The 25,122-nt window shown below is 44.3% G+C and carries 18 protein-coding genes; 13 read left to right on the forward strand and 5 right to left on the reverse strand.

What is annotated here, in order from left to right:
* Positions 1 to 109: 109 nt before the first annotated feature.
* Positions 110 to 1,504, reverse strand: coding sequence for an alkaline phosphatase (locus tag MHI38_RS02275; RefSeq protein ID WP_154888915.1), 1,395 nt, complete (start codon positions 1,502 to 1,504; stop codon positions 110 to 112).
* Between the two features lie 420 nt (positions 1,505 to 1,924).
* On the opposite strand from MHI38_RS02275, the gene MHI38_RS02280 reads away from it, so the two are divergent.
* From MHI38_RS02280 to MHI38_RS02325, 10 genes are all read left to right on the forward strand, one after another.
* Entirely contained in the window at positions 1,925 to 3,223 is a 1,299-nt protein-coding gene (locus MHI38_RS02280; RefSeq protein WP_154888912.1) for an NCS2 family permease, read from the forward strand.
* Between the two features lie 368 nt (positions 3,224 to 3,591).
* Positions 3,592 to 4,581, forward strand: coding sequence for an alpha/beta hydrolase (locus tag MHI38_RS02285; protein WP_154888910.1), 990 nt, complete (start codon positions 3,592 to 3,594; stop codon positions 4,579 to 4,581).
* A gap of 313 nt (positions 4,582 to 4,894) precedes the next feature.
* A complete protein-coding gene (locus MHI38_RS02290; protein WP_341180894.1) occupies positions 4,895 to 7,273 on the forward strand; it encodes a glycoside hydrolase family 95 protein in 2,379 nt (792 codons plus the stop codon).
* A 217-nt stretch (positions 7,274 to 7,490) separates the two neighbouring features.
* A complete protein-coding gene (locus tag MHI38_RS02295) occupies positions 7,491 to 8,510 on the forward strand; it encodes a LacI family DNA-binding transcriptional regulator (RefSeq protein ID WP_221788052.1) in 1,020 nt (339 codons plus the stop codon).
* A gap of 133 nt (positions 8,511 to 8,643) precedes the next feature.
* The gene (locus MHI38_RS02300; RefSeq protein ID WP_423246125.1) at positions 8,644 to 9,633 is read left to right on the forward strand and encodes an ABC transporter permease; all 990 of its coding nucleotides are present in this window, start codon (positions 8,644 to 8,646) and stop codon (positions 9,631 to 9,633) included.
* Between the two features lie 14 nt (positions 9,634 to 9,647).
* Complete coding sequence (locus MHI38_RS02305; protein WP_154888904.1) at positions 9,648 to 10,535, forward strand: carbohydrate ABC transporter permease; 888 nt, start codon at positions 9,648 to 9,650, stop codon at positions 10,533 to 10,535.
* Positions 10,536 to 10,586: 51 nt separating this feature from the next.
* Complete coding sequence (locus MHI38_RS02310) at positions 10,587 to 12,230, forward strand: extracellular solute-binding protein (RefSeq protein ID WP_221788053.1); 1,644 nt, start codon at positions 10,587 to 10,589, stop codon at positions 12,228 to 12,230.
* 15 nt (positions 12,231 to 12,245) lie between these two features.
* A complete protein-coding gene (locus tag MHI38_RS02315; protein WP_341180895.1) occupies positions 12,246 to 13,604 on the forward strand; it encodes a glycoside hydrolase family 30 protein in 1,359 nt (452 codons plus the stop codon).
* Positions 13,605 to 13,905: 301 nt separating this feature from the next.
* Positions 13,906 to 15,534: a response regulator gene (locus MHI38_RS02320; RefSeq protein WP_186809657.1), complete on the forward strand. Its 1,629-nt coding sequence runs from the start codon at positions 13,906 to 13,908 to the stop codon at positions 15,532 to 15,534.
* An 11-nt stretch (positions 15,535 to 15,545) separates the two neighbouring features.
* A complete protein-coding gene (locus tag MHI38_RS02325; RefSeq protein WP_341180896.1) occupies positions 15,546 to 17,300 on the forward strand; it encodes a cache domain-containing sensor histidine kinase in 1,755 nt (584 codons plus the stop codon).
* Between the two features lie 44 nt (positions 17,301 to 17,344).
* On the opposite strand, the gene MHI38_RS02330 is transcribed toward MHI38_RS02325, so the two are convergent.
* From MHI38_RS02330 to MHI38_RS02340, 3 genes are all read right to left on the reverse strand, one after another.
* Complete coding sequence (locus tag MHI38_RS02330) at positions 17,345 to 18,235, reverse strand: carbohydrate ABC transporter permease (protein ID WP_090916140.1); 891 nt, start codon at positions 18,233 to 18,235, stop codon at positions 17,345 to 17,347.
* Between the two features lie 15 nt (positions 18,236 to 18,250).
* A complete protein-coding gene (locus tag MHI38_RS02335) occupies positions 18,251 to 19,141 on the reverse strand; it encodes an ABC transporter permease subunit (RefSeq protein WP_154888894.1) in 891 nt (296 codons plus the stop codon).
* A gap of 77 nt (positions 19,142 to 19,218) precedes the next feature.
* Positions 19,219 to 20,814, reverse strand: coding sequence for an extracellular solute-binding protein (locus tag MHI38_RS02340; protein ID WP_154888892.1), 1,596 nt, complete (start codon positions 20,812 to 20,814; stop codon positions 19,219 to 19,221).
* A gap of 321 nt (positions 20,815 to 21,135) precedes the next feature.
* Between MHI38_RS02340 and MHI38_RS02345 the strand changes: the two genes are divergently transcribed.
* The 3 genes from MHI38_RS02345 (at position 21,136) to MHI38_RS02355 (ending at position 24,401) form a co-directional block, all read left to right on the forward strand.
* Entirely contained in the window at positions 21,136 to 22,371 is a 1,236-nt protein-coding gene (locus MHI38_RS02345) for a sigma-70 family RNA polymerase sigma factor (RefSeq protein ID WP_154888890.1), read from the forward strand.
* 278 nt (positions 22,372 to 22,649) lie between these two features.
* Positions 22,650 to 23,657: an alpha/beta fold hydrolase gene (locus tag MHI38_RS02350; protein ID WP_318294948.1), complete on the forward strand. Its 1,008-nt coding sequence runs from the start codon at positions 22,650 to 22,652 to the stop codon at positions 23,655 to 23,657.
* 123 nt (positions 23,658 to 23,780) lie between these two features.
* A complete protein-coding gene (locus MHI38_RS02355; RefSeq protein ID WP_308721781.1) occupies positions 23,781 to 24,401 on the forward strand; it encodes an NAD(P)-dependent oxidoreductase in 621 nt (206 codons plus the stop codon).
* A gap of 180 nt (positions 24,402 to 24,581) precedes the next feature.
* Here the strand turns inward: MHI38_RS02355 and MHI38_RS02360 are convergent, their stop codons facing one another.
* A complete protein-coding gene (locus tag MHI38_RS02360; protein WP_154888885.1) occupies positions 24,582 to 25,004 on the reverse strand; it encodes a VOC family protein in 423 nt (140 codons plus the stop codon).
* Positions 25,005 to 25,122 lie beyond the last annotated feature (118 nt).

Raw genomic sequence — 25,122 nt, forward strand, 5'->3', positions numbered from 1 at the left:
CTAATACAACAACCCCCTCACTTCATTTCTTTCGAAAGAAGAGAGGGGGCAATTTAGAAAAGTACTTATACAGCTAACCATTGGATATCAAGACAGAGTGCAAAATCGTTTACTTGCCCTTTTTCAAAATATCAAAAATGATTTTGGCATTATCAGTGTTATCAATTAAGCCAGAGAAGCGCTGACTTCCTGGGCCATAGGCATACACCGGAACATCTTCACCTGTGTGCCCACCTGTTGTCCAACCTGTGAAAGAGCGGTTATCAATAATAGCTTCGATCGCATTATCAATTTTGGTCACATCCGCACTTTGAGCAGCATCTTTAACGGATTGAATTTCCTCTGCTGTCAGCTCAAGTTTGAGATATTTTTTCAAAGTTTCATCAACAGAAGCCCCTTTGGCAATTTGAGCAGCCATGAAGTCAGGAGTACGCAGTGCAGCTTTGATTGGGTCTACAAAGAAGTTGTATTCTCCATCTTTACCCAGGGTAAGTCCTCCTGTGGAGTGGTCCGCTGTAGCTACAACCAGTGTTTGTCCGTCTTTTTTCGCAAAATCAATCGCTGCCTTAAAGGCTTTAGCGAAATCTTCCATCTCACTCATTGCGCCAACAATATCATTATCGTGTCCTGCCCAGTCAATCTGACTGCCTTCAACCATCAAGAAAAATCCTTTTTTGTTTGTTTTAAGACGATCAATAGCCGAATTCGTCATCTCAGCGAGTGAAGGTGTCGCGCTTGTGCGATCAATGAACTTGTCCAGACCACCGTCTGCAAACAACCCAAGTACTTGTTTGTTTTTATTCGCGAGCAGGGATGTACGATCCGTCACATAACTATAACCTGCTTTTTGAAACTCTTTCGTAAGATCACGGTCTTTACGTACAAAATTGGTTTTTCCTCCGCCAAGCAGTACATCCACTTTGTGTTTGCCGTTAATCAACTCGTCGTAGTAGTCATTTGCAATAGCATCCATGTTTTTGCGGCTGATATCATGAGCTCCAAATGCCGCTGGAGTAGCATGAGTAATCTCAGAAGTCGCGACCAAACCTGTGGATTTACCGATCTGTTTGGCTTGCTCCAACACGGTTTTGACATTCTTTTGATTTGTGTCCACTGCAATGGCTGCGTTATACGTTTTCACACCTGAAGACATTGCAGTTGCGGCAGAAGCGGAATCCGTAACATTTTGTTTGTCATCGTCGGGATAGGTCATCTGAGCGCCTACCAGATACGAATCAAACACCGTTTTTTCCATCACATTCGTTTTAGGATTATCTTTCATGTAACGATACGCTGATGTATACGACGTTCCCATACCATCTCCAATAAGGAAAATGATATTTTTGATTGGTTTTTTCTCAGTACTTGCACCGGCAGCTTTAGCGATAGTTGCTTGTCCAGGGGAAAGAAGAGTAGAAGCTGATACAGCCAACGTCAGAGCTAATGCAGGCAATGCTTTTTTAGACAATTTCACAACGATTCCTCCTCGATATCTCTTTAACATGAATGCATGAAACTTTGTTCATTTGTTCATCCTTAAGAAGATTATCATTCATTTGTAAATAAAAACCATCACAATTGTACGCTGATTGTAAAATATACAAAATTAACTAACATACAAGCTTAGATCAGTCTAAACACTAAAAGCGAATGAAATCTCATTTATCAACTTGAATAGTTCGTAAATAATGTGAACAAAGCTCGAATTCCATTGACATCCTGTGTTATTTTTAATAAAATTCGAAATGCACCTCAGATTAAAAACAAAATTCTTTTTTTGATCTTCACATTCGGAGATGTTCAGATCCTAATGACGAATATAGGAGCGTAAGAATTCCAATCCTATAGGCAATTAGGATTTTTTGTTTTTAACTGTGCTGTAGAATCTAAGAAAACAAAATGAAAGTTGGAGGCTGGCTTGACGATGGACAACTGGTTCAAACTGAAAGAAAGAGGCACCACCGTTTCAACCGAAATTATTGCTGGTATTACTACATTTTTCACGATGGTATACATAGTGATTGTGAATCCCGGAATTCTGAGCGACACAGGAATGAGCTTTAACGGGGTATTCATTGCTACGATTTTGGCGAGTATTGTAGCAACGCTGATTATGGGACTGTGGTCCAATTATCCGATTATTATCGCACCGGGTATGGGACTGAATGCGTTTTTCGCGTTTAGTGTAGTTAAGGGGTATGGCGTAACTTGGCAGACAGCACTTGGTGCTGTATTCATTGCGGGTATTTTGTTTATTATTTTATCGCTGACTTCGTTTCGCTACATGTTGCTGGATGCCATTCCGGCAAGTCTCAAACATGCGATAACGGCAGGAATTGGATTGTTCATTACAACGGTTGGACTGCAAAACGCAGGTATTATTGCCGATTCTAAATCTAATCTGATTACACTCGGAAATCTGGCGCAACCGATGACGTACCTGACGATTATTGGTCTAATCATCACCGTTACGTTGATGGCTTACAATGTCAAAGGATATCTATTTATAGGTATGGTTATTACAGCGATCATCGCCTGGTTCATGGGACTGTTCCAAATGCCTGCATCCATTGTAGCGATGCCTTCAGGACTGGGGGAAACTGCGTTCCAGATGGATTTAGCCGGTGTTTTCTCGAATGGAATATACACGATCATTTTCACGTTTTTGTTGATTACTTTGTTCGATACTACAGGAACGATGCTTGGTGTCGCGGAACAAGCTGGATTACTGAAAGATGGCAAATTCCCGCGCTCTCGTGGTGCATTGCTCGCTGATGCTGTTGGTACAACGACGGGTGCTATGCTTGGAACAAGCCCAACCTCGGCTTATATTGAGTCCAGTACGGGTGTAGCCGCAGGAGGGAGAACGGGACTGACTGCGGTAACAGTAAGTGTATTGCTCGCCGCGACTTTGTTCTTTAGTCCAATCGTAAGTGTCATTTCGAGCATCCCGGCGATCACATCCCCGGCGCTCATCATTGTAGGTTTCTTTATGATCAGTGTCATTAGCAAAATGAACTGGAGTGATCTGGAAGAGGCCTTCCCGGCGTTCCTGATCATTATTCTGATGCCGCTGACGCACAGTATTGCAACAGGTATAGGGATTGGTTTCATTTTCTATCCTGTGCTCAAGCTGCTTCGTGGCAAAGGTAAAGATGTTCATCCGATTTTTTATATTTTTGCGATTCTATTCTTCATTCAACTTGTATTCCTCGACCACTAAGAAACGGTCTTGAACATGGCAAAGAGAGCTGCGTTTATATAAGCAGTTCTTTTTTTATATACTTGAATTGCTTCACACAAGCACTCCGATGACAGACTAACCTTCCAATCGCTGTTATCCCCAGATTTTCTTGATTCCCTTTTCGAAAGGGAAAAATCCGGTGATAAAGGCGAGCGCTCCGCTTTTCCAGGTTTTTTCTGTCCTCTTCGTTTATGTGTAAATAATCATTCATTTTATATCGTTTTATTGGTAACTTATATATGCCAGTTCATATTCCGTTCATATTGGCGTCACGCTGGCAACATCTTGGCTCATTATACTGTAAATAAGTCACCAAGACAGCTACACAGACTTAAGGACAGGAGAAGATGAGAGTGGAAGAAATCGTAGAAGTGAAGCAAACAGAGAAGAAACACGGCAAAAAGCGTAAGTTATTTCTAAAAATATTCGGGGGAATCATCGCAGCTCTTGTATTATTCATGGGCATCGTATTTGTGATAAATGTGATTAGCAATGGATTGGAAAAGAAAAAGATAGAATCCTATGGTCAGTATGTGCAAGTGGATGGCAAAAACATGAATGTTTCCATTCAAGGTAGCGGAGAACAGACGATTGTGCTGCTTCCAGGGCAGGGAACGCCGTCTCCTGTGCTAGATTTCAAACTATTAATTGATCAGTTAACGTCAGATTATAAAGTGGTAACGATTGAACCATTTGGCTATGGATTAAGTGATCGTACAGACAAAGAACGTACCTCTGAAAATATCGTTAGAGAAATACATGAAGCTGTGGAGCAACTAGGTCTTGGCCGTTATATTCTTATGGGGCACTCTATTGCGGGACTGTACAGCGCATCTTATGTAAAAGATTATCCGGGTGAAGTGATCGCATTTATCGGTATAGACAGCAGTGTTCCTAATCAGCCTGGCATGGATGTTAAACTACCTCTGAAATCGATGCAGTTCCTTCAAACCTCAGGGCTGATGCGATTCCTCAAAAATGTGAGTGCAGATCCTTACAAATCTATGGACTATGATGAGCATACCATAGAGCAGATGAACTTGATCTCTAATCAGGTATCGAGTAATTCAACCTTAATGAATGAGTTGAAAAATCTGGGTTCTAACTTCAAAAATGCAGAGAAACTGACCTATCCTCGCGATTTACCGATGTTGCTTTTCGTTCAGTCCAATAATACTGCGAATCCCAATTGGATACCGCTACATGAGGAGCAGATCAAACAATCCGATCAGGGTAAAATGATCCCCATGGAAGGCTCGCATTATTTGCATCATACAAAGTACAAAGAGATTGCAGCAGAATTCAAAGCTTATATGAAGAGCGTTCAATTAAAATAAATCAAATCAAATCTAACAACAAAGGAAGTACTTACAATTTCCATACTTTATTTAAAGAGCGGCGCCAGACCAGGTGCCGCTTTTTGCTTATCACAAATATACAAGTACTTCACAATAGATACCGTGTTGAGATCACGGAAAATCTCCTCTTACCAAATGGAATTTTAAGGTTTATTTGTCACTGGTTTAAGCTTTTCCACATCATTTTTATTAAATATATATCTTCCCTTTGTATTGAAAGTTATAATGATTCCTGAGCAAGTAAAATTAGAGTTTGTCCAAAAATCAAGTGCATTCGGAGGTAACGATCAGCATGAATATTCAGTTTGGCACTCCAGCCACCTATTGGGTTGAAGCACTGCCTATCGGTAACGGCAAGTTGGGCGGAATGGTCTTTGGCGGTATCGAAAAAGAACGCATTGCATTGAACGAAGACACGTTATGGTCAGGCTATGCACAGGATTGGAATAACCCGGAGGCTCGTGAAGTATTGCCTCAAATCAGGGAATTGATCGCCCGTAAACAGTACGTAGAAGCGGATCAACTTAGCAAAAAAATGATGGGGCCTTTTACACAATCGTACCTGCCATTTGGTGATCTGGAACTTGTGATGGAACACGGACAATTATGTGAACGAAAAACTTATCAGCGCAAGCTGGATTTATCTACAGGTGTTGTAAGCGTTTCCTATGAAATTGGTGGAGTACGATATGACAGGGAGGTATTTGCTTCCCATCCCGATCAGGGTATTGTCATTCGTTTAACCGCAAGCAAAGAAGGAAGACTTAACTTTCATACTAGGCTGAGCAGTCCGCTGAGACATGAAACTTCTGCTGCGAACGCTCAATATGAACTATCTGGAACGGCTCCTGAGTATGTGTCACCGAACTATCACGATGTTGAAATTCCTGTCCGTTACGGAGATGTAGCAACTAGTCGTGCGATGACTTTCCATGGCCGACTTGCGGTATCTCAAACTGGAGGTACACTGCATTCAAGCGGTGGCGGACTGCAAATCGTGGGTGCAACGGAAGCGGTCATTTACTTTGCAGGGGCTACAAGTTATGCTCCTACAGGTCAAAAAGGGGACAGCGTAACCTCCCCGCAAGAGAAGACTGCGGACGTTATTAAGCAGATTATGACTCGTGATTATACAGAATTGCGTCAACGTCATGTACAGGATCATCAAGCGCTGTTTAATCGTGTGCAATTACACTTAGGTGAAAGTGTTGCTCCGCAGGACATGCCTACAGATGAGCGCATCGAGAAATACGGAAGTAGTGACCCGGGTCTGGTCGAGTTGTTGTTCAACTATGGCCGTTATTTGATGATTGCCAGCTCCAGACCGGGAACGTTACCAGCCAATCTTCAGGGAATCTGGAATCAGGAAACACGTGCGCCCTGGAGTAGCAACTACACATTGAATATTAATGCAGAGATGAACTATTGGCCGGCAGAGACGTGTAACATGGCTGAATTGCATGAACCGTTACTTGATTTTATTGGAAAACTTGCGGAAAACGGACGAAAAACAGCTGAAGTAAACTATGGCGCTCGAGGTTGGGTAGCCCATCACAATGCGGATATCTGGGGACAAACAGCCCCTGTAGGGGATTATGGTGCCGGTGACCCGTCATGGGCTTTGTGGATGATGGGCGGCGTATGGCTGACGCAGCATCTGTGGGAGCATTATGCGTTCTCAGAGGATAAAGAGTTTTTGCAGGAGACCGGTTATCCACTGATGAAGGATGCCGCCTTGTTCTGCCTGGACTGGCTCATTGAGAATAAAGAAGGACATTTGATCACATCACCATCAACGTCACCAGAGATGAAATTTGTCATTAACGGAGAACATACAGCTGTCAGTGAGGCAACTACAATGGACCTTTCACTCATTGCCGAGCTGTTCGAAAACTGTATTCAAGCAGCTAAAGTGTTGCAAACGGATGCGGAATTCGTGGATCTCCTGCGAGCGAAAAAAGAACAATTGCTGCCTTTGCAGATCGACGCAAAAGGTCGCCTTCAGGAATGGAGCGAGGATTTCACGGAAGAAGATCCGCAGCACCGACACGTATCCCACTTGGTTGGTGTATTCCCGGGAGGACTGATTACGCAGAAAAAATCACCTGACTTGATGAAAGCTGCCCGTACTTCCCTGGAAATTCGGGGTGACGGTGGTACAGGCTGGAGTCTAGGCTGGAAAATCGGTTTATGGGCTCGCTTTGGAGAGGGGAACCGTGCTGAACAGCTTATCTCCAATTTGTTAACACTCGTTAAAGCCTATGAACCAAGCAAACATGAGCAGGGCGGCGTGTACGCAAACTTGTTTGATGCTCATCCACCATTCCAGATCGATGGAAACTTTGCGGCAACCGCAGGTATTGCCGAGATGCTGCTGCAATCTCATCAGGGTTATCTCGATTTCCTGCCAGCTTTGCCTGAACGCTGGTCTACAGGTTCGGTCAAAGGGTTGAGAGCAAGAGGTGGGTTTGAGGTTAGCCTAAGTTGGGAGAACGGTAAGCTAGTTGAAGCAGAAGTCCTCTCACATACGGGCAATACATGTTATTTGCAGGTTGAGCCTGGCTTGAAAGTATATCAAGGGGATACGGTTGTACAAACCGTTCAGGAGAAAGACGATCAAGTTAGTCTGCCAACGCAAAAAGGACAAATATATACCGTTTCATTTAAATAAAATGAACTTGAATCCTAATGTCGTTCGAGTGAATAACTTATATTCAATAAATCAATTCACCCTCGGAGCAGTATAAGATCAAGAGATGAAGCCGCTGATCAATGAAGATCAGCGGTTTTCTTTTATACAAACTTGAAAAGTTAAGTGTTGTATTGAAAACGGTTTTATGCTATTTTGAATGTATAAAAACGTTTTAATAGTAAAGGAACCTGAATGTATGGGAAAAATCACAATCAAAGATGTTGCAAGGGAAGCCGGTGTCTCGATCTCTACGGTTTCGAATGCCTTAAATGGTGTGGATGTACTGAATCCGGAAACGAAGTCCCATGTGCTCAAAGTGGCGGAACGTTTAAACTACATTCCCAATCTGAATGGGAAACTGTTGAAATCAGGTCAGACAAAAATGCTTGGTTTCTTCACAACTAGTGTGTCGGGACCGTACTTTTACAAGTTAGTCGAGGCCATGTCGCGTGAATGCGACCGTCTCGGTTACGGACTCAATGTGTTTGTAACCAAAGATAAACATGTAATTATGAGCAATATTCTCGGCAGGCGGGTAGATGGGGTAATCATCTACGAAGAGCTGCGAATTGATGAGCAGGATATTCTATCGATGGAAAAAGACAAGATTAAAGCGGTTTTTCTGGATCGTGTGTACGAGAGCGAACGAATGGGAAGTGTCATTTTTGACTCTTACGTAGCCAGCTATGAAGTGACCAAATATTTGATCGGGCTGGGTCATCAGAAAATTGCCTATATCTCCGGCGTAGATGAGATGTTTGACAGTGTACAGCGCCGGGAGGGATATCTGGCGGCCCTTAGAGAATACGAACTTCCAGTCGATGAGGACTACATTATTCAAGGGTACTTTGAAGAAGAGGCCACTTACAGTGCCATCAAATCCTTCATTCATAAGCATCCAGGCAAGTTGCCTGATGCCTTTCTGGCCGGCAACGACCTGAGTGCGATCGGATGCATACAGGCATTGAAATCTCACGGTTATGAGGTTCCGAGTGACATCAGTGTAGTCGGATTCGATGATATTGATATCGCTCCGTATTATTCCCCACCCTTAACGACCGTTCGCAATCAAATTGCAAGACAAGGCATTCTAGCTATCACGCAATTGGTCAATATGATCAAGGGACAGGAACAAGGCGTGGCGCAAAAGCTGTCCGGAGAGCTTATCGTACGAGGCTCAAGCCATGTGAGAATCAACCGAAGAGATGGCCGCTAATAAAGGGAGAGAGACTCTTCGGGTCCATTTTCATTCATATTACAGGGAAGGGAGTTTTTTTGAGAAAATAAAAACGTTTTTATAAGACGGAATACATGCATCTATCGACACATACAGAGGGGAGCAACGAAGGATGAGTCACTTGACGACTACAGCAGACAGACAGCAGCAACCTCTTAAACCCGGTGGCAAGAAACATTTCAAGCAACGCTTCAATACATTCTGGGTCGATTTCGCCAGACAATGGGAGATCCAGTCCATGGTTCTACCCGGCATTCTGTTCATGATTGTCTTCTGTTACATACCGATCTACGGATTAACGATTGCGTTCAAAAATTACACCGTCATTGATACACTGTCCAGTGCCCCATGGGTGGGGCTGGATAACTTCAGAATCATCATGTCAGACAAATACTTCTGGGATGCCGTTGTGAATACGCTGGGCATCAGTTTTTTGAAGCTAGGTATCGGGTTTGTCATTCCGATTATTCTGGCCATTATGATTTACGAGCTGAACAGCGGACGATTCAAGAAATTCGTGCAAACGGTTTCATATCTACCTCACTTTCTCTCATGGATCGTGCTGGGCGGTATGCTTATCACCTGGTTCTCCACAACCGGCTTGTTCAATGAACTACTGCTCGGTCTTGGCATCATATCACAGCCGCAAAACATATTGCTGGACGCGGGCAAGTACTGGTGGATCGCCACGTTATCGGATATCTGGAAGGAGGCTGGCTGGGGCACCATTTTGTATCTCGCCATCATGTCCAAGATCGATCCTACGTACTATGAGGCCGCCAAAATCGACGGAGCCAGCCGGATGCGTCAGATCTGGAATATCACCTTGCCTAACATGAAATCCATTATCAGCCTGAATCTGATTCTGACGGTCAGCGGATTGCTGGGTTCGAATCTGGACCAAACGCTGGTGCTTATGAACTCACAGAACCGCGAGAAGGCCGAAGTCATTAATTCCTATGTCTATCGTATGGGGATGTCGCAAGGCGATTTCTCGTATGCTACCGCCGTAGGTTTGGGTGTTTCCATCATTTCTGTAATTCTGCTCGTCACGGCAAACAAAATAACTAGCAAGCTAAACGACAACCAGTCTGTGCTGTAGAAGGAGGTTCCCTCATGAACGGAAAAGCGGCCAAAGAAGATCTGGACAGCCGGATTTTTGATACGCTCAATATCATTTTTTTAATAATCTGTACCATCGTCATTATTATTCCGCTCTGGAATGTTATCATCTCGTCCTTTAGTTCAGGCAAAGCACTGGCAGAAGGCGGATTCATCTTCTGGTCACCCGAGTTCTCGCTAGAAAATTACCGAGCGGTGTTTAATGATTCAAACATCTGGCAGGCGTTCTTCATCTCTGTGTCCAAAACCATGATCGGTGTCGTAACACACGTATTCTTTTGCGCTATGGTCGGATACGGACTGAGCAAGAAATACCTGAGAGGACGCAAATTGTATGTAGCCATGGGTGTAATTACAATGTTTTTCTCCGGCGGCATGATTCCAACCTTTTTGCTCATCAAGGCACTGGGGCTCCTGAACAGCTTCTGGGTGTATATTATTCCGGCTTTGTTCAGTTTCTTCGATGTCGTCATCCTGATGAATTTCTTCCGTAATGTACCGGATTCACTCGAAGAATCGGCGAAGATGGATGGGGCCGGAGACTGGCATATCTTTCTCAAAATCTTTATCCCGCTATCCATGCCAGCAATGGCGACTATCGCTTTGTTTAACGGGGTAGGCCAGTGGAATGACTTTATGACGACCAAACTGTATATTACGGACCAGTCACTCTACCCATTACAGATGATGTTATATGAAATTATTGTGCAATCCCAGACACAGTCCATGCAGAACGTGGGCGGGTCTGTCGTGATCGAAACAACAACCAAAGGCGTGCAGCTTGCCACCATTGTCATTACCACATTGCCAATTGTGCTGATCTATCCTTTGTTACAGCGATATTTCATTTCAGGCATGATGCTTGGAGCTGTGAAGGAATAAAACGATAGATTCACATCAACGATTTATATTCGACTACGAGGGGGAAAACACATGTTTAATATTCACCGGGTACTGGGCAAAAGAGGGGTTAAAGGATGTGCAGCATTACTGACAGCTGTGTTAATGATTACGGGATGCAGCGGTGGTTCCGATGGATCAAGTGAAGCGAACTGGGTATCCATCGAGAATCGTTATACGGTTGATCCGGAGAAACCAGCATGGCAGCTCGATAAGAAGGAAGAAGTGACCGATCTGACCTGGTACGTCAATGCCGACTGGTGGAATACTGATTTTGGCAAAGATATCGTCACCAAAAAGATCAAGGAAGACTTGAACATTAACATCAAATTCATTACAGGCGATGATACCAAATTAAATACCTTTTTTGCCGGTGGAGATATGCCTGACCTGCTGACGGTGTTTGATTCCAATTCGCAAGTCGTGAGCAAAGCATCAACCTGGGCCATTCCTCTGAATGATTTGGCCGAGAAATATGATCCGTATTTCAACAAGGTCGCGGCTGCGGACACGATGAAGTGGTTCCAGCAAGAGGATGGCAAGACCTACGGTTATCCGAACTATTCCAACACACAAGCAGATTATGATAGCGGTAACATTCCAGCCAAGACCGCCTTTATCATCCGCAAGGATGTATATGAAGCGTTAGGCAGTCCAGTCATGGGAACACCGGAGCAATTCCAGAGTGTGATGAAACAGATCAAGGAAAAGTTCCCGTCGCTCATTCCGTTTGGCTTTAACGCCATCGGTGGAGGCACCGGTTCGCTTGGCGATGCGTTACAGGATTTTATCGGCGTACCCCTGGAGACGGCAAACGGAGAGTTCTATGACCGCAATCTGGACGAAGATTATCTGACTTGGCTGAAAACCTTAAACGCTGTATACAGAGACGGCAATATTAGTGATGACAGTTTTGCGGATGACGGTACAGCCTTTGAAGAAAAGGTGAAATCCGGCAAATATGCGGCGATGCTGCTCGACGGTACACCTCAACAGGGCGGAAACCTTCAGATCTACATGAGTGACAACGAAGGCAAAGAGTACATCGCCATTGATGGGCCGCAAAGTACCAAGGGCAATGTACCAACACTGAATCAGTCCGGTATTACAGGCTGGATGATTAATTTCATCTCCAAGGATGCCAAAGACCCGGCTAAAGCGATGCAAATTTTCACGTATTTGCTGAGTGAAGAAGGCCAGATACTGATGAACTATGGCGTTGAAGGAGAGACGTTTAAGAAAAAAGCTGACGGTACGGTGGAACTACTTCCGGCCGTGAAGGACATGCAATTGCATAATGCGGACCAATTCAAGAAGGAATATCGCCTGGGTGAATTTATGTTTTTCGGTCATGACCGTCATAAGGCGCTGAGTGCCGATGCCTTCCCGGAGGCGATTAAACAAATGCAAGCATGGGGTAAAGGCAAGTTGACCCCTCATTTTATTCTGGAAAATATCAATCCAAACCTGGGAACACCGGAAGCTCGCGCATTGTCCGCCATTAACACCAAATGGAACTCAACACTGGTAAGCATGTTGCGTTCAAAGGATGATGCCTCGTTTGACAATGCCCTCGCGGCATATCAATCGTTCTTGGAGGAAAATCGCTGGCCTGACATTGTGAAGATCCGTAGCGAGAAGATGAAGCAGAATAAAGAGAAATTAGGCATGCAATAATGAGGAGGCTTTGCGATGACAACATTTAAAATGTTCAAAACTACGGGGGAAAATGACCTGTTTCGTCTTGTTCCTCCCGAGGAATACAATCCGATCAAGTCCATGGAAGCTGATTCGATGGCCGTAACCGTTCAACTGGATGATCGTCAAACGTACCAGGAGATGGACGGGTTCGGAGCGTCATTTACAGATGCTGCGGCATATTTGATGAATCAAAAGATAACGGTTGAACAGCGGGTTGAAGTGATGACACGGCTGTTCCATCCGACAGAAGGGATCGGATTGTCGGTGATCCGCAATCCGATGGGCGCTTCGGATTATGCCCGCACGGTATACAGTTATAACGATCTGCCTGACCATCAGACAGACCCGGAATTAGCCGGATTTAGCATTGCACATGATGAAGCGGACATTATTCCGTTAACCCGGCAGGCGCTTGCACTGAATCCCGAGCTGAAACTGTTCGCTTCGCCGTGGAGCGCACCCGGCTGGATGAAAACAAGCGGCTCCATGATTACAGGCCAGCTCAAGCCTGAGTGGTATTCGGCATATGCGGAGTACTTTGTAAAATATATTCAGTCCTATGCAGCTCATGGTCTGCCAATCTATGCAATCACCCCGCAGAATGAGGCTTTGTATGAGCCTGGACATTATCCGGGCATGCTGATGCCCGCTGAGGCGCAAACAGAGTTCATTTTCAATCATCTCAAGCCAGCTTTTGTACGCAACAACCTTGACACCAAAATCCTGTGTTATGATCACAACTGGGATCGTCCGGATTATCCGCTGACCGTTCTGGAACATGCAGGAGAAGCTGTGGATGGAGTGGCATGGCATTGGTATGGGGGAGATGCTTCTGCCCAATCCAAAGTGTACGAAGCTTTTGCGGGAAAAGAAGTGCATTTCACCGAAGGTTCTGGAGGGGAATGGATTCCCCCCTTTGAACAAGCGTTCTCCAATGTGATTCGAACGGGCATTCAGATTTTGCGAAACTATAGCAAGTCACTCGTACTATGGAATATGGCACTGGATGAACATAATGGCCCTACGGTGCCGGGTTTTGGGCAGAGCACGTGCCGTGGAATTGTGCAGATTAATCAGCAGACGGGAGAACTTGTCTACACGCTGGATTATTACGCGCTGGCTCATTTCAGTGCTTTGATTCGCCCTAAAGCAGTTCAAATCCAATCGGTATCCAGCGACGATTCCATATACACGGTAGCTTTTCGCAATATTGACGGAAGCACAGCATTGGTACTGTTTAACGATGAGCAAGAAGGCAAACAGGTTAAGATTGAAATGCAAGATCAAGAAAGCCTTGTTGTATACATGGAATCCAAAAGTGCTATATCCATATTAATATCGAACGATTAAAGGGCAGTAGCCCGGCTATGACCTAATGGTTGTAGAAATGAAAACACCTGCCTCAGCATGTATTCATGTTTTCTCGACATTCCTAGAGAGCAATAATGCGAACCACGCAGACCGCCAATTGGCGGTCTTTTATCTGTTTTCTAATCTGTTGTGTATTTTTTGATCGTTTTCTAATCATTTTTCTAACCTTTTAAGGGGATTTCATACATACAGTCCGAATAAAGTACAAGATAGAATGTACCTGTCCCTGAATCTTTTGGGTGATGGCTCGTGTATAAATAACCAACTTTGGAGGACTTCCATGTATAAACTGATGATTGTGGAAGACGAATTGCTGATGCGCGTGGGCATTCGTTCCATGCTGAACTGGGAAGAATACGGTTTTTGTATAGCAGGTGAGGCTAGTAATGGAAAAGAAGCACTGGAGCTTGCGCTTGAAAAGGTACCTGACTTGATCATTACAGACATCCGAATGCCCGTAATGGACGGATTAGCGTTAATCAAACAGTTATCCCCATCGTTAAAAAACTGTAAATACGTCATTCTGAGCAATTTTGATGAATTAGATTACGTGAAAAATGCTTTAAAGTTCGGTGCCACCGATTACTTGATTAAAAGCGAAATTAATGAGCAATCGCTCATCGAGCTTTTGACGAATATACGGGAGAAGTTGCAAAGTGAACAGCATCAATTAAATGCCTTACCCTACGTATCCTCCGATTATTCCAAGAGTATTCGTTATTTGAAGGATAGCTTTTTCCAAGATATTGTAAGCGGATTCACCCATGAGAAAGAATTGATTACCAAAGCCAAAGAACTCCATTTTCGTATCCAATCAGACCAGTTAGTGGTCATCAAATTCATCGTTAATCATTATGAGAAGGTCAAACGCAAATACATTGAAAAAGGGGAAAAGCTGCTCCGTTTCTCGATACTCAACATTATGGAAGAGGTTATTCCATCCCGGTGGGCAAAGGAGATTTTTGTGGAAAGCTCGTCTGAATACTGGGTAGTGGTTAATGTCCGATCTGACACGGAAGCACATGCTGACCTGAACAAGCTGATTCGTAAAGTACTCACTTCCCTTAAGGATTTTATGAACCTGTCACTTACAGCGGGAGTAAGTTCGATTAGTTTCGGCTTTGTGTCGCTGCGGAAGGCTTGTCAGGAGGCAGAATTTGCGCTTAAGGAACGTTTTTTTACGGGTGAAAGCCAGATCCTGTATGTTGAGGATATACGTGAAACCCCCAGTAGGGAAGACGTTGAACATCTGCTGAGTCCTCAGCAGGAGCAACAATTCATGAAAATTTGTATGAGCAAAAATAAGGAGAAAGCCCGGCAATTTCTTGAAGAAATCTACATTGACCTGAAGACCGTAAGGGCAGGCGAGAACAGTATCCGCAAGCAATACCTTACGTTGCTCGAAACAATGAACGCCCATTTGCTGAACAGCACATCACGAAGCAAGCTTTCCATGACGGAGAAATCCCCCTATGAGATTGTCCTGAACGGGGAACATTGGCAGGATATCCATGAGAATGTGCTGACTTATATCACGGAGACATTTAACGCTAGCTCCCAGGTCACACACGAGCTCAAATACACGGACCTCGCAATAGACATCATCAACAGTTATTATGCAGAGGATCTTTCATTGCAAAGTGTAGCTAGCCAGATTAACGTGAATCCGTCCTATTTAAGCCGTTTGTTCAAGCAGGAGAAGAAGGAAAATTTCATCTCTTATCTGACCCGGGTTCGGATTGATCATGCGAAGGCTTTTCTCCTCAGCAAAGAGCTGAGAATATATGAGATTGCCGATAAAGTCGGGTATCACAACTACACGTATTTCAGTAAGATTTTCAAAAAGAACACAGGGCTTACGCCAGAGGAATATCGGGAACAGCAGCATGTGCATGCCATTCGGAAATAGAGGTGTGATCGATGAAATATAAGCGGCCTTTTCAGATTAAATACAAGATTATGGTGATCTGTATGATCGTCATCATCTTTCCTGTCGTTGTGATGACTATTAATTCGTACTACTCTTCCGAAAGGTTATTATCACAGAATTACAATACACTGCTTAGTGATTTGACCAAACAGACGAACATTCGCATCGACGAGTTTTTGAAAGAAATCGAAAAGATCACGCTGCTCGCCAGTAATGGGCTCAGTGACAGTTTATCTGCTACCCATGAAGGCAGCTTTCCGATCCAGGATTTTCTGCGTGTAAGTAATGAAGAAAACGAAATCTCGGCATATAACATACTAATGAATTACATCATGATGAAGGATCGTGTATTTTCCATTTATCTCTACAATATGAACGGAGGAGAAGATCTGTTTGTAAGTCCACATCAACCGATTGACAAGGCCTTCAATGTGAGAAATGAGCTGTGGTTCAAGAAGTTTATGCATGAGGATGAGCGTACGATCACGTTAACAACCCGGGTTGACAAGCAACTCGAAAATAAAGTGCTGGCCGTGTCCCATGCACGAAAAATTCATGATGTCACGAACGGCAAATTGCTTGGCGTGATGGTGGTTAGCATCGATATTAAATTTATCGAAATCGTCAATCGTAACTTGCAGGAAGGACTTCGATCCAGATTTATGATCATTGATGAGGACGAAAAGATTGTTTACAACGTCAACGACCAGTTAATTGGCACCTTGTTTCGGGATAACGTTCGTCCATCCGAAGCAACCAACGTCGTGGTAAAGAGTCCGCTTAGTCAGCAGAAATGGACTACATATGTCTATATGCCGCTGGAAGAGCTAACTGCCGATGGTAGAATACTAGGTAAAAACCTCGTAACCCTAGCGATCGTCATGTCACTTTTCGCTGCGGTGATCTCCATTTTCCTGTCTCACGTCATTACACGTCCCATCAAAAAACTGTTAAACAATATACGTCTTGTCGAAAAGGGACAGTTTGAGCAGGTGCAGGATATTCGCTCTCGTGATGAGATTGGTCATTTATCTACCAGATTCAACCGAATGTCCCATGAATTGAAACGAATGGTGGAACGCATGCAGCAGGAAGAGATCGAGAAAGCCGCTGCCGAGATGCGGGCACTGCATGATCAGATTAACCCGCACTTTCTGTATAATACTTTAGGTTCCGTGAAATGGATCGCTTCCATGCAACAGGCCGACAAAATTGTAGATATGACCGATGCACTGATCTCTATGCTCCGATATGCCACCAAGTCTGATGGAAGTCTCGTTATGATTCGTGAAGAATTAACTCACATTGCACATTACGTGACTATCCAAAATGTTCGATATTATGGCAGTATTCAGATGAAATATGAGATCGATGAGAACCTGCTACAATATGCAATGCCTAAAATGATCCTGCAGCCCATCGTCGAAAATGCGTTCTTTCACGGTCTGGCCGAGATCGAAGAGGATGGCGTAATTACGATTCGAATAGGATCTCAGGAGGAAGACATCTGCATTGAAGTTTGTGATAATGGAACCGGCATGGATCAGAGTATGGTACGAGGCTTGATGGAGGAAAAGCATGAAACAGGAAATGGAGGCCGGGGGATAGGCCTCTATAATGTACAACGGCGTATTCAACTTCACTTCGGTGAGCCGTATGGGATACAGGTGAAAAGTGAGGTCGGCAAAGGAACAACGTTTGCAATTCTGCTTCCAGCGATCTCCTGTTTATCGGAAAACAAGTGAATGTGTCTTAGACAGTCGCATGTGAAGTCGCTTTTGCTGTCACTTTAGCCTTTAACACTGCCCAGTACCAGTCCTTTGGTAAAATACTTTTGCAAGAACGGATAGATCAGCAGAATCGGTATCGCACCGAGGAACATCTGCGCGGCTCGCCCTGTCCGGGCATTCATCATGGATAACAGTTGCGTGTAATCCGATCCGGATTTCAGCATCATCTGCTCAAAGCTTTGAAGCAGCGTCTGCAAATAACTCTGTAACGGATAGTTGGCGGGATTGTTCATATAGATAATGCCGTCAAACCAGGAGTTCCAGTGACCCACAATGCTGAACAATCCAACCGTCGCGAGCGCAGGTTTGAGAAGCGGCAGCATAATGCGGATCAACACTTGCAGAGGGCCTGCGCCGTCAATGATAGCCGATTCTTCAATCTCTTCAGGAAGTCCACGAATAAAGTTCATCAGAATAATCATGCTGAACACGGGGAGCGCTCCTGGCAGAATCAGAGACCAGATGGAATCAATCAGTCCCATTTTCACCACAACCAGATACGTCGGGATTAAACCGCCGCTAAACAGCATCGTTACGATAAAAAATCCCATGTAGACGTTGCGCCCCATCACTTTCTGCTTGGTTTTGGATAAAGGGTAGGCTGTGAGCACAATTAACACCAGATTCACAAGCGTGCCCAGAACCGTTCGCTGGATGGCAACCCATAGCGAGGAATAAAACGCGCCACCCGAAAGGGCAAACTCATAAGCTTTGGTTGTGAACTCGACAGGCCAGAAGGTAACACTACCAGCCGATACCGCTGAACTGCTACTGAAGGACACAGCGAGTAAATTCACAAATGGCAACACACAGAGTAGCGAGATGGTCAGCAGGATGGTGTAATTTATAATAAGAAACACGCGTCTGCTTATACTTTTATCATAGATCATGCGAATATGCCCTCCTTAGAAGATACGGTAACCCGCCACGCGGTAAGCTAGAATGTAAGAGACAGCGACTAGAATGCAGGAGATCACGGATTTGAATAATCCAACGGCGGTCGCAATGGAATATTGGGCCTGCTGTATCCCCAGACGATAGACATAAGTATCGATAATATCACCGGTCTGATAAACGACAGGAGAGTAGAGATTGTAAATCTGGTCGAAACCGGCATTCAACACGTTTCCAAGGGAAAGCACAGACATCAGAACAATCGTTGGCATGAGTAGGGGCAGGGTGATATAGAGTGTTTGCTTCCAACGCTTGGCTCCATCGATCACTGCGGCTTCATATAGTCCGGGGTCAATGCTGGTTAAAGCCGCCAGATAAACGACCGTTCCAAAACCGAAACCCTTCCATATGTCACTCACGATCATTGTCCATGGGAAGATGGAAGGGGTACCGAGAAAAGAGATCGGCTTGACGCCGAACAAACTCAGAAACGTATTCACGATGCCATTTGCACTTAGAACATCCAGCATGATACCCGCCATAATGACCCAAGACAAGAAATTCGGTATATACACGAGGGTCTGAAAGGTGCGTTTGATCCCGTTGTGCAAGACTTCGTTCAGCAGCAGTGCGAAAACAACCGGCACCACAATGCCGCCAAGCATTTTGAATATGGACATGTAGAGGGTGTTCCAGATCGTTCTCACAAAGTTAGGCTGATTGAATACATGCGTGAAATTGTCCCATCCGACCCACGGTGAGTTAAAGCCGAGACCGGGGTTATATTTTTGAAACGCAATAATGAGTCCATAGAACGGGATGTAGCTAAATATAAATACCAGCACAACGCTGGGGATCAACATGAGGTGGTAAGGACTTTGCTGCTTCCATTTTTTCATCATGGCTTTTCCTCCGTTCAGTTATCAAAAAGAGGGGATGAGAACGGGCTCACCCCCTCCGGCTTCACACCGCAAATGCTTTATTTCCCGTAGGCTTCGTTGACTGCTTCAATGGCATTATCTCCACCAGCTGCTCGCCAGTTCTGTACGACCACGTCAAAATAATCGATGCTTTCACTGCCCATAATGATTTTGGTAAATCCTTCGGTCAGAATGTCATCCAGCGTTGTGCCGTAACTGGAGAGAGCTTCGGGCGTAACACCCCATAGCGCGGTTTTGATATAGTTGTTGCTATCAAGCACTTTTTTGGCCAGACCATATGCATTTTTCGGAGCACCCTGTTGCAAATAATCGCCAGTTGCTCCCGGTGTCGCATTTTTAATAAACTCCACGCTATTATTGTATTTCTGCCACATTCCTGAAGTCGTAAGTCCGCTTGTATCCTTCGTTTCAAGAGCTTTGGACACAGCTTCAAACTGCTCATAGTCCGAATTCGGATTAAGTACACGGAACGCACCAACCACGTGGGCAATATCATTGTCGAGCAGGGCAGACAGTGTCTCCGGTTTTTCCTTGCCGTTACCTTCATCTACGATGTAGGCATAATCATTCAGGATTTCGATCACCGCTTGCGGATTGGCGGCATCTTTTTTCATAACAATGTAGTTGTTGTTGGCAAAAAAGATCGACTGTTTTGCTTCCTTACCGTCCACGGTTGGAATGAGATACGGATAAAAGATCGCATCTTTGCCCAGATTGGCAATCGTATCTACGCCCGGATTATACCCCCACCACTGATAGTAAGGCTGAATGCCTACTTTACCAGCAACGATGTCGGCATTCATCGCGTTGAAATCTTTAATTGCAAATTCGGGATCAATAATGCCTAATTTATACCACTCCGCCCACTCGGCAAGCGCATTTTTCATCTCAGGTTGAATGGAGCCATAGGTGAGTTTTCCCGAATTATCTTCAATCCACATGTCGGGATGTGCATTCCATGCAATGGCAAGCAGGTTGAGGTAGTCCAGGGATTGATCCACAGCAATGCCGTATCCGCCGTGTTTCTCCATAAATTTGAGTGCCATATTTTTAATATCTTCAACGGATTTCGGATCTTGCAGTTTAAGTTCTTCTTTCCAGTCGTTCCGGATCCAGATAAAGTCGGGCTGTTCAATTAACCCCCAGTGCATCTGCGGTATACCGTAGAGCTTGCCGTCTTTTTTGCCTGATTCGTAGCTGTCTGCATCCGCTTTCATATACCCTTTCAGACGTTCCGAGGCATTCTGTTCAAAGGCTTCTGTCAAATCCATGACCATATCGGCTTCAACCAATTGGCGTAACTGAGAAGGATTCACCCGGAAAACGTCAGGTAGTTCGTTGGAAGAGATGGCGAGATTGAGTTTTGTTTCATATTCATCACTGACCCAGTCCGTCTTGACGTTAATGTTTAACTTCTCTTTATACCGGCGAGTCCAGACATTATTGGTGATATCATCGCCCTTTGGATATTTCGCTGAACTGTACTCCGATGTGACCGTATGAATGGTGACTGCACCTGTGCCGTCATCGTCCGCGTCGGTCTGTGTTTTACCTTTTCCCGTGTCACTACAAGCTGTGATGAGCAGAGCGGACATACTCACCGACATGATTAGAAGCTTCATCTTTTGGTTCATTGACGTTCCCCCTCAAGTTCAAGTCATATTTAGGAAAGTTGTACTTGAAGATATTGTAATGGAGAATAAGAGGAGGGGATATAAACGTTATTGACCAGAATCTGTATGATTTTTTACTTTAGAGGAAGATTGAGAGAGCGAATGGGATGAAAAGTGTGTACGAATCTTGCACTTATTTGAACTGTGTTGCACTTTTTTGACCTGTTCGAACCAAAGAAGATCGTGAGAATTATCGGAAGTATACATATTTTTCAGGTTACTTGTGGCTTTTCGTTGTGCTGCGGTGTCTAATTCATTGTAAATCAAGAGGAGGTTCACACCATGTCAGGAGCTCATGACACAGACTTTACACCTGTTTATCCGGATGAACAGGATAGCAATACCCGATTTGAACACATCTATGCATTATATCGTGACCGCATCCGTAGTTACTTTTTGCTGAAAATAAATGCCATGGTTGCAGACGACCTTACACAACAGGTATTTATGAAAGTCTCCGAGAACATGCATCGTTTTAGAGGGAGTGCGCATATTTTCACATGGATCTTCAAGATTGCTCAGAATATGTTAAAAAACGAATATCGCAGATTGTCACGTCAGAATGAAACACCGCTTGATTTTACACAGTTAGAATCCCAATCCATCACTCTTGAATTTACAAAGTATGTTGACTTTCGAATTGACATTGGCGCGGCACTACAAACACTGGATGAGAAAAATCAGGAGATTATTGCGTTACGTTTTTTCGCAGATTGTACGCTACCCGAGATTGCGAGTATTGTTGGCATGCGTGAGAGCGCAGTGAAGAACCGATTATACCGCGCTCTTGGAAAGCTGAAGCATGAATTAAATGAATGGGGGAACATGGCCATCATGTCGATTGAACAATTGATTTCTATCGAAAATAAAGGAAGTTCAGAACATTCGGTTAACCGTCTAGAAAAAGCAAATCATGATCTCTTCACGCAACTAAGTGGAAATGTCGAACGACTGGCGACCAAATACAATTACCAGCCCAAACGTAAAGTTATCATTGAAATGTATCCAGATCTGCCAACGTTTCATCGGGCTGTAGGTGAAGCGGATGCGCCTAACTGGTTCACGGGTACGTATGAAGAAAATATTCTTAAGATCGTATCACCACTTAATCCCGGACCGGAACATACCTACGAGTCTATTATCAAAGGTACGATTCACCTGTTCTCCATGTGGCTGATTGAGGAGATTAATCCGCTGTCCCCCAAATGGATTAGACAAGGAATTGGCGGATACGAGGCTAAACTGATGACACCCGATTTTCTTAAAAATTCGACGAAAGAGGCCATTCGCACGAATTCTATTCCTACTTTTGCTCAATTAGACGATGATACGTGGGATTTTGAAACCAAGAAAGGATTCCAATTCTCGTATATGTTTGTCGAGTTTGTCATAGAGAAGTACGGTTTAGAAGCTATGAATCAATTGATCCGTCAGCCGCAGGATCTCAAAGGCATTTTAGGCTGCTCAGAGACTGAATTTCGTCAGAAACTGGTTAACTATCTGAATCAATTATTTTAAGAACTCACACGAAACGAACGACAGTTTAACGATTAATAAGCTCAGACACCTTCAGCAACATGTAGTCCTGTTCATTATGGGATATCATGACTGGAGGTGTTTTTTTACATTTAAATAAGGTAGAAGGAAGAATGAAGAAGGTTTGAAAGAAAGTTTATAGCGTTCGTTCATGTTCCGTTCATATTGCATTCATTCTAGGGACATCGAAGTTGAGTACACTTGACTTGGAGTAAAACAAGACCCACCCGAGAAGGAAACATGACATAAAGGAGCTGAAGGTGTTGATTGAACCAAGTCATTCAGATTCAAAAAAAACAAAAGCGAGCCAGGATTCCAAAGTCAAGCGAGTGCTTAAACGTTTACTAAAAGTCATAGCCTCTATACTTATCGTCATCCTGCTTTTCATCGCGACCGTGTTCACGGTGAACCAAGTCAGCAGTCATTCTGAACAAAAGCGACTGGAGCATTACGGGCAACAGGTATCTGTCGATGGAAAACGAATGAACGTATTCATGCAGGGTGAAGGGAAAGAAACGATAGTCATTTTACCCGGATTCGGGACAGCTTCGCCTGCACTTGATTTTAAACCACTCATCTCCGAACTGAGTCCTCATTATAAGGTCGTAGTTGTTGAACCTTTTGGTTACGGACTAAGTGAACAGACTGACAAGGAACGTAGTTCGGCTAATATCACGCATGAGATCCATAGTGCGTTGCAAAGCCTCGGTATCAAACGTTATACGCTCATGGCACATTCTATCTCAGGTCTCTATAGCCTGGACTATGTGAACCGATATGCAGATGAGGTACAAGCATTCATTGGACTAGATCACAGTGTTCCGTCTCTTAGTGAGCAAAAAGTTGAAGCGTCCGACATTGAGCCCATTAAATGGTTCCGTAACCTTGGTTTTGCCCGTGTTCAGTTGAAACTGACTGATGACCCGTATGAAGGGCTCTCCTATGACGACGATACCAGAGAGCAATTAAACATTTTAATCCGTAAAAATATGTACAACAACACACAATTAAACGAGGCCGTAAGCATGTATTCCAACTTCCAGGCAGCGAAACAGCTTACATGGCCTTCGGACTTACCTCTTCTTTTCTTTGTGCAGAAAAATCACCCGGTCGTGAAAGAGTGGGTTGCAGAACATGAGAAACAGATGGCGAACACTGAACAGGGAGAAATGATTTTACTGGAGGCAGGACATTACTTGTATCGCTCCCATCCCAAGGAAATCGCTGAGAAGATCAAGGAATTCACCGAAAAGATCGCTACAGATTGAGGCAACGGCGTTATATGGCGTACTTAAAGTACCCGTGTAACGCTTTTTTTGTTATTCTATTGTTTTACGGGCAAAATGCTGATACAGCATCGTATAGTGAACACATAATCAGGGGGTTTAAATATGCAACTTTTAGTGCTCGGGGCTACTGGACGTGTCGGAAGCCATATCGTTACACTCGCGCTTCAAGACGGACATCATGTAACTGCATTGGTGCGTAATCCAGAAAAAATAAACAAACGCCATGATCGCTTGACCGTTATTCAAGGAAATGTGTTGGAATCCGAAGATCTTCTTCGTGCTATACAAGGAGTTGATGCGGTAATCAGCGCGCTGAACACGGATAGAACAACCACACTGTCCCAAAGCATGCCCTTACTCATCAACGCCATGGGGCAGGAGGGCATAAAGCGTATCATTACTGTAGGAACAGCCGGTATTCTTAAAAGCAGAACCGAGCCAGAGAAACTTCGATATCAGTCGAGCGACTCCAGACGTAAGTCAACTAGGGCTGCCGAGGAACATGAACAAGTGTACACGTTGCTTAGAGCCTCCACCTTGGAGTGGACGATTGTATGCCCTACGTATTTGCCCGATGGGGAGGTCCGCGGCAATTACCGTGTAGAGCGTGACGTTTTACCTGAAGGCGGCACAGAAATTACCGTTGGCGATACCGCTGAATTCACCTATCGTCAACTCAGCGACCGCCGCTTTATAAATGCACGCGTAGGGATATGTTACTGAAGGTCTGGAATATGAAATTGATAAATGACGCATGGGAAAATACAGTAATCTTCTCTTCAAACATGTAAACGCCATGATAACCCTGCATGAAGGCAGCCTGACTTTAATTATTCGAAGTCAGGCTCATACTGACATGCTAGAGCAGAACACTCTCCCCGGTTCTTCAAACTATTTGTAACACTACTTCACACGTTTGGAGATAGGGTGATCCTCATTCATTTGCAGCAAATCCCACAGGTTCCCATAAAGGTCTTTAAATACAGCAACGATGCCATAGTCTTGTTCCTTTGGTTCTCTCACAAATTCAATGCCTTTGGCAACCATGTCCTTATAATCTCTCCAGAAGTCATCGGTATTCAGGAACAGGAAAACACGCCCACCAGCCTGGTTACCGATAAAAGGCTGTTGCTCCGGTTTGGAAGCTCTCGCGAGTAAAATGGTTGTGCCTATAGATCCCGGAGGGGCAATCACCACCCATCTTTTGTCCTGCTCAGGTTGATAGGTGTCTTCAAGCAATGTGAAGTTCAATTTTTGAGTATAAAATTCGATCGCTTCATCATAATCGTTAACGACCAAAGCGATATGTATAATCGACTGAATCATAAGGGGGCCTCCATTTCATCTTTTGGTCAACGATACAGTTATACCATTGTAATTGGAGAGACTACAACGGTAAATAAGGAAAAGCAGGAAGTTTCCCTACTCCTAAACCCTGATTTGC

The organism is Paenibacillus sp. FSL K6-1558 (assembly GCF_038002565.1).
GTDB classification, from domain to species: Bacteria; Bacillota; Bacilli; order Paenibacillales; family Paenibacillaceae; genus Paenibacillus; species Paenibacillus polysaccharolyticus.